Source organism: Nonomuraea fuscirosea (assembly GCF_003001935.1).
Classification (GTDB): domain Bacteria; phylum Actinomycetota; class Actinomycetes; order Streptosporangiales; family Streptosporangiaceae; genus Nonomuraea; species Nonomuraea fuscirosea.
On the sequence record NZ_PVNG01000067.1, the window covers coordinates 1 to 7,201 of the forward strand.

The following is a 7,201-nucleotide window of genomic DNA, read 5'->3' on the forward strand; positions in this document are numbered from 1 at the left end:
CAACCTCACCAAGCGCATAACGGACGAGACCACTCCAACCTGGCGAGGCACCTACTAGGGCACAAGCCGCAATCTGCTCAAATCAAATGCCCTCTAAGGAGCGCAACGCGGTGGAACGGTGCGTTAATCGGGTCAAGGAGTGGCGTGGACTGGCCTTCCGGTTCGACAAGACCCCCGACAGTTACCTGGCCGGTCTTTATCTCCGGGGAGCCGTCTTGTGACTCCGCAGCCTCCGGCCAGCCTGAAGATCCGAACTCCGTACAGGCTCTAAGCGGCATTCCAGAAGTTCCGCTTGTAACCCGCGGGCAGCCAGGGGCTGGTCCACGGAGCCGCGGCGGTCAGCAGTTCGGCCGGTGAGCGAGCGCGGAAGAAGGCGTGGATCTGTCGGAGGCGGCCGGGCCAGCTGACGGCGGTGTTGGCGATGAACGCCTTCAGGGCAGCCCAAATGCGTTCCACCGGGTTGTCATGCGGGCTGTAGCGCGCTCCGAACAGCACCTGCATGGTGGGGTGCTCGTTCAGGTAGTCGGTGACGGCATGGGCATGATGGATGCTGTCGTTGTCGCAGATCACCACGATCGCCGGGACTGCCAGAGCAGCCAGGCGGATCTGTTCCAGCAGGGCGATGAAGTCGGCGGCGCAGCGACGGCCCAGCCGATACACCCACCGGCCGGTGGTCATCTCCAGCGCGCCGAACACCGTCACCTGCTGGTTCTTGCCCGGCGTGCCGATCTCCGGCCGACGCGAACGCAGCGTCCAAGTGGCCCGCACGTGCGGCAGCAGATGCACATGGGTCTCGTCGGTGGCCCACACCAGCGCCCCGCGCGGTAACGCGCGCAACCGGGCGGTGATGGCGGCCACCGCCCGCCACCGGCCCGGATCACCGCCGGCCACCAGCTTGGGACGCCGCCAGATGGCCACCACCCGCAGGCGCCGATACAGGGTGCGCGGGCTCAGCTTCGGCCGGCCCAGGTACCGCCACAACCGGGGCACCGTCCACGGCCCGGCCCGCTCCAGCAGCGCCGCGATCCGATCCAGCAGGCGTGGCCCACCAATGCGCGGCCGCCCCGGGCGAGGCCGATCGGCCAAGCCCGCCGGCCCTTGCTGGTTGAACCGGACGATCCACCGCCGCACCGTGCTCGGATCACAGTCCAGCAGCTCGGCGATCTGGACCGGAGACAGCCCGTGCACCGACAACAGCACCATCATCGCCCGCAAGGCTTGCCGCCACTGGCCGCGCAGATGCGTGCGCAAGTGCTCCATCGAGGCTTCGGGACCGTTGGCGAACACGCTGACCGGGCGCATACTGACCACGACCTCGCCGGGTGGTTGGGCGTTGCAGGCAACTTCGATCCAACCCCCGGCGAGGGCCCTGTCAATGCCCACCCGCGTCGACGATCTCACGCCCCGTTACGCGCAGGACTTTGGGAATGCCGCTTAGTACTCCAGCCGCACTTCGTGATCTGGGCTGGTCGAAGTCCCGGACGTGAGACGGCCACCGCCGCGACCATGGGGTTGTGAAGCTCCAAGGTGATCGGCGATGGCCGTGGTGTCCACGGTAGCCCAGGCGGTCCCGGCGTGTTGGGACGATGCGCTGGATGAGCTGTTCGCCCAAGTAATGGCGCCGTTTTTCGTGCGGCGTGAGCCGCGGCTGCGGGCGCGGGCGGCCTTGGAAGGACTGCTGAGCGATCTGGAACGCAAGAACAGCTGGTCACTGGCCGAGTACGCCGGAGACTCATCTCCCGATGGGATGCAACGGTTGTTCAACCACGCACGGTGGGACGCCGATTCGGTCCGTGACGCGCTGCGAGCACAGGTTGGCGAGCGGTTCGGCGACCTCAACGGCGTGCTGGTGATCGACGACACCGGATTCGAGAAGAAGGGCACCTGCTCGGCCGGGGTGCAACGGCAGTACACCGGCACCGCCGGGAAGATCACCAATTGCCAGATCGGCGTGTTCGCCTCCTACGCCACGCCCGGCGGACGACGCGTGCTGATCGACCGGGAGTTGTACCTGCCGGCGAGCTGGTTTGCCGAGCCCGAGCGGCTGAGCGTTGCCGGCGCGCCGCCGGGGTCGGTCTTCCTCACCAAGCCCGAGCTGGCCTGGAAGATGATCGAGCGCGCCGCCGACGATGTGCTGCTGAGTTTCGGCTGGGTCACCGGCGATGAGGCCTACGGCGACAACACCGTCCTGCGCGGGCGGTGCCGCAGCCGCGGCCTGAACCAGGTGTTCGCGGTTTCCTGCGACCATCCGGTCACCGTGGCCGCCACCAAGACCCGCGCCGATGTCGCCGTCGCCGCTTTGGAAGAGTCGGCCTGGCAACGCTATGCATGTGGTGAGGGCGTCAAGGGCCGCCGGTTCTACGACTGGGCCTGGATCACCGTCGGTGAGCACGGCAGCCACGACTGGCTGATGGCCCGCCGCTCGATCAGCGACCCCAGTCAGGTGGCCTACTACCGGTGCTGGGCCACCGACCCGGTCGCCCTGACCGCCCTGGTGCGCGCGGCCGGAGCTCGGTGGAGCATCGAGGAGTGCTTCCAGGCCACCAAGAACGAGGTCGGTCTGGACCACTACCAAGTCCGCAAGTACACCGCTTGGTACCGGTACATCACCTTGGTCATGGTCGCTCACGCGCATCTGGCCTTCCTGGCCGACCGGCTGACCGCTCCACCTGCCACACAGGGGGCCCACGGTTGGACAATCACCGCCGGAGCCCGCAAAGCCCATCAGCTCGGACGACTCGCGCGAGCTGATCCCGCTCACCGTCAACGAGATCCGCCGGCTCCATGCTCGCCTCCACCGGCCACGACATCTCGTCGAGCACTATCTGCACTGGTCACACTGGCGGCGCCGCCACCAAGCCCGCGCCCGCCGTGCCCATTACCAACGCCAGCGCCGACTCATCGATCACTAAGTGCGGCTGGAGTACTAGGCGTGATGGGGTGGGCCGGGTCCACCCGGCCCACCCATCCGGAACGGAGAATGACCGTGGAGGATTCCCCCTCCTTTTGCGCGGACCGACGGTTGGACGGTCCCTTCACCTTAGGGCGACGGCTGGCGCGGACGCTGCTCAACGGCAGTCGCCTATCGCAGCACGCCAAGGAACTGCTTGTCCTCGCCTTTGTCGATTCGCAGTCCCCGGTCGATGACGCATCCGCCCCACTGCTGCTGACGACGCCTCGCGCCGAGCGGATTCAGCACTTTCCGCGACGCCACCTGAAGTTCCTTTGCCATGCGATCGCCGAAGTGCTAGAACACCATTGGCAGGGACAGTCGGCGGTCAATATCTGCCACGCCGAGGAGGCAGACGAGACAGATCGCTTGCTGATCGAAGTGCTGGCCGATCGCGCCGCCTTTCGACGCCATCCGATGCCCGTAAGAATGGTGAAGCGCGACCATCAGAGCCCGGCGACAGCCGCACCCGTTACGGGGTCGTCTCTGCTGGACGCGGTGCGACTCGGATACTACGAGACCGCCGTGCGCTGTGGCCGCAAGCTGATCGAGGATGCTGAGTGGCCAGCCGACTATCATCCGGACTTCCACGCTCACCTGCATGCGTACACCATTGCCCTGCTCGCGATCGACCGGCCGCGAGAGGCAGTGGCACTCTACCGGACCGCCGCTGACCGGTGGGACGAGCCAGCGGCGCAGGCGACCGCACACTACATTCAGGCCATGTTCCACACCCGCTACGGCGCTCCTGCCGACCTTGATCTAGACCGTGCGTCGGAGTCGTTGAGGCTTGCCATGGCCGCCGCCATATCGATAGAGGAGCCGGGTCTGCGCAGTCGGCGAGTGGCCTTCTACGAGAACTCGCTCGCGCTGGTGGACATGAAAAATGGTGACCTCGGACATGCGCTCGGGCGGATCGAGTCAGGACTGGCCGTACTCCAGGGCAGCCGACAGGAGGCGATCCAGCACCGCGTGGTACTCCGGAACAACCGCGCCGTCCTCCTGACCCGCCTCGGCCGGGCCGACGAGGCCATCGCCGACCTCGATTATGCGGTGGCATGCGATCCCGCCAGTGCCCAACCTTTGGTGGATCGGGCGATGGCCCTGCAAGCGACCGGACAGACTAAGGAGGCGCTGATCGACCTGACCTACGCCATCGAGCACTGCATCTGCGGCCCGGAGGTCTACTCAAACCGGGCGATCCTGCGGTTGCGGGAAGGTGAGTTGGAGTCGGCGTTGGAGGACCTGCGGTGGGCACGACTGCTCGACAGCTCGGATGAGGGAACATTCATCCAGTGCGTGGAGGCGCTGATCGACGCCGAACGGCTCGACGAGGCAACAGAGCTGCTCAATGAGTGGACAGATCGGACACCTACTGAGCACATCAGCGCGTTGCTGGCCCGGCTGGCCGCTGCACGGGGCGAGGTGGCAGAAGCGCTCGCCATCCTCGACGCAGGCCTCGGCCTTCACCCGGACGCACGCACCCTGCGACTGGAGCGCGCGACGATTTTGTACCTTCTGCAGCGGCCCAGCGAGGCGTTGGCCGACGTCGAGCTGGTCACTGCCCAAAACGAGTTCGATCCGGCCGTCGAGGCGAACCGGATCCTGCTGCTCAGGGAATGCCACCGCGAGGTCGAGGCTCAGGCGGCGGCCACCCGCCTGCTCCAGATGGACCTGCCAGACCACGTCCGGGACCATGTTCGGCTACTCATCGACACATCGGAATGAACGCGGTTCTCCCGGCGAAGGCGCCGTCCCCGTGGCGGAGCAGCGCCTTCGTACTCTTCTGGACGGGCCGGTCTGTATCGCTCACCGGTTCGGCGGTGACTTCGGTCGCGCTGCCGCTGCTCGCGGCGGTCACGTTGGACGCCGGCCCGATCGGCCTAGGCCTTCTGGAGGCCTGCGTCTGGCTGCCGTTCCTCGGACTACCGCTGATCGCCGGAGTACATCTCGATCGGCGCCGTCGCCGACCGGTCCTGCTGCTCTGCGACGTCGTGCGACTGATTCTGCTGACACTCGCCGGCGTGCTGGGACTGAGCGGCACCCTGTCGTTGCCGACACTGGCGATCCTTGCCTTCCTGGCCCAGTCGGCGACCGTTTTCAGCCAGATCGGCGAACAGGTCTACCTGCCGAGCCTGGTCGACGGTGAACAGCTCCTCGCCGCCAACTCGGCGATGGGGGCGTCCAGATCGGCGGCGACGCTGGCTGGACCAGGCATCGCAGGCCTGATAGTACAAGTGTTCGGACCGCCCCTGGCGCTGTTGGTCGATGCCGTCTCCTACCTCATTTCGTTGCTGACCCTGGGGGCTATCCGTCAAGCCGAGCCCTCCCCCGAGAAAGCCGGAAATCTGCAGATCATTACCGAGATCGTCGAAGGGCTGGCGTTCGTCTGGCGAACGCGGCAGATCCGCGCGTCCGCCCTGTTCGGGCTGCTGTTCAACGGCTTCTGGCAACTGATGACGGTCCCGTTCCTGCTGTACGCACTGACAGATGTCCGGATCGCCGCCGGATGGTGGAGTCTCGTCTGGGGGTGTGCCGGTGCCGGAGCCCTGTTCGGATCCCTGCTGGCACCCCGCCTGGCGCGCCGATTCGGCTACGGACGCACGATCGTTGTCGCCAGTGCCGGACACCTACCGCTGCTGATCATTCCGCTTACAGGTCACTCGAGCGCCGTGACGATTGCCGGTTGGGCGACTGTACTGGCTGTTTCCGGGGTAACGGGAGGAATGGTCAATGTGCTGATTCTCACCGTACGGACCATACTGACGCCGAACGACCTGCTCGGCCGAGTCAGTGCCTCTGTTCGCTTGATCATGTACGGCGGGCTGCCCCTCGGCGCGCTCACCGGCGGGACACTGGCCCATACGTTCGGTCATCGCTCAGCACTCTGGGTCGGGGTCATCGGTGTCGCCGGAAGCGCTGTCACCCTGCTTCCGTTCCGGAACAGTCCCGAACTGAATCGCCCCGGGTTCGGTGGAGACTTTGGTGTGCCCCGGGTTTAGTAGAGGTGAATTTCTGGATTCTTGTGCCGCTTGATGAGAGGAAAGTGGCATGGGACGACGAGGCTACTCGCCGGAGTTCCGGCGCAAGGTACTGGACCTACTCGAAGCAGGCCGCGCGGCCACCGAACTGGCGCATGACCTGGATATCAGCACACAGACGATCTACATATGGCGCCGCCAAGACCGTATCGATCGCGGCCTGGAGCCCGGTCTGACCAGTGGCGAGAAGGCCGAGCTGGTGGCTGCCAAACGACGCATCGCCGAGCTGGAGACCGAGCTGCAGGCCACCCGGCGGGCGATCGAGCTGATCTGCGAGGCGGCGCCCCCAAAAGACGGTTCGCAGCCATCGCGGTGATGGCCGGCGAGGGCATCCCGGTCGAGGTCGCCTGTCGCGTCCTGAACGTGTCGGTGTCCGGTTACTACGCCTGGCAGGACCGGCCGCCCTCGCCGCGGGCCATCCGGCACGCCTGGCTGACCGACCTGATCCGGCAGATCCACCAGGACTCACGCGGCACCTACGGCGCCCGCCGGGTGCATGCCGAACTGACCTTGGGTCACCAGGTCACGGTCGGCCATGGAGCGGTGGAACTGCTCATGCGCCGGGCCGGGCTGGAAGGACTCAGCGGCCGCCCCAAGTGGCGACGCGCCAAGCCCGACCAACTCGCCACCGATCTCGTCGACCGCGCCTTCACCCGGACCGGGCCCGACCAGCTGTGGATCACCGACATCACCGAACACCCGACACGTGAGGGCAAGGTGTTCTGCTGCGTGGTATTGGACGCCTACTCCCGCCGCGTGGTCGGCTGGTCGATCGACTCCACCCAGACCGCCACCCTGGTGACCAACGCCTTAGGCATGGCCATCGACAACCGCACGCCACCCGAAGGAACGATCATCCTCTCCGAACAGGGGGGCCAGTTCGGATCCTGGGTCTTCACCCACCGGGCCAAGGACTCTGGCCTGCTGCCGTCCATGGGCAGCGTCGGCGACTGCTTCGACAACGCCATGATGGAGTCGTTCTGGTCCCGGATGCAGGTTGGTATGTCCCGGGTTGAGTAGAGGTGGATTTCTGAGACTGCACGGTCTTCGGCTCTGGCCCACTTTCGGTGGTCACGGAATGTGATAGCTCGTGTCGGTCCATGGTTATCTCGGCGTGCTGTGTCAGCGTGACGCCGGTGTGACGTAAGGGATCTTCCAGGGCTGTTCCCACAGTTCGCCGACTTGGCCATCGGCAGCGTTCAAGCCGAGG

The 7,201-nt window shown here is 66.2% G+C and carries 4 protein-coding genes and 1 pseudogene; 4 read left to right on the top strand and 1 reads right to left on the bottom strand.

Annotation, left to right across the window (positions count from 1 at the left end):
- Window positions 1-267: 267 nt before the first annotated feature.
- A complete protein-coding gene (locus B0I32_RS55850; protein ID WP_342751863.1) occupies window positions 268-1,302 on the bottom strand; it encodes an IS630 family transposase in 1,035 nt (344 codons plus the stop codon).
- A 313-nt stretch (window positions 1,303-1,615) separates the two neighbouring features.
- Here B0I32_RS55850 and B0I32_RS55855 point away from each other — a divergent pair.
- From B0I32_RS55855 to B0I32_RS55870, 4 genes and pseudogenes are all read left to right on the top strand, one after another.
- Window positions 1,616-2,647 (top strand): annotated as a pseudogene (locus tag B0I32_RS55855) (IS701 family transposase); the annotation flags it as partial.
- Window positions 2,648-4,674: 2,027 nt separating this feature from the next.
- Complete coding sequence (locus B0I32_RS55860; protein WP_181308959.1) at window positions 4,675-5,952, top strand: MFS transporter; 1,278 nt, start codon at window positions 4,675-4,677, stop codon at window positions 5,950-5,952.
- Window positions 5,953-6,001: 49 nt separating this feature from the next.
- Window positions 6,002-6,307: a transposase gene (locus B0I32_RS57340; RefSeq protein WP_146178770.1), complete on the top strand. Its 306-nt coding sequence runs from the start codon at window positions 6,002-6,004 to the stop codon at window positions 6,305-6,307.
- Window positions 6,307-7,011, top strand: coding sequence for an IS3 family transposase (locus tag B0I32_RS55870; protein ID WP_181308961.1), 705 nt, complete (start codon window positions 6,307-6,309; stop codon window positions 7,009-7,011). The genes B0I32_RS57340 and B0I32_RS55870 overlap by 1 nt, the downstream gene beginning before the upstream one ends.
- The last annotated feature ends 190 nt before the right edge of the window (window positions 7,012-7,201 follow it).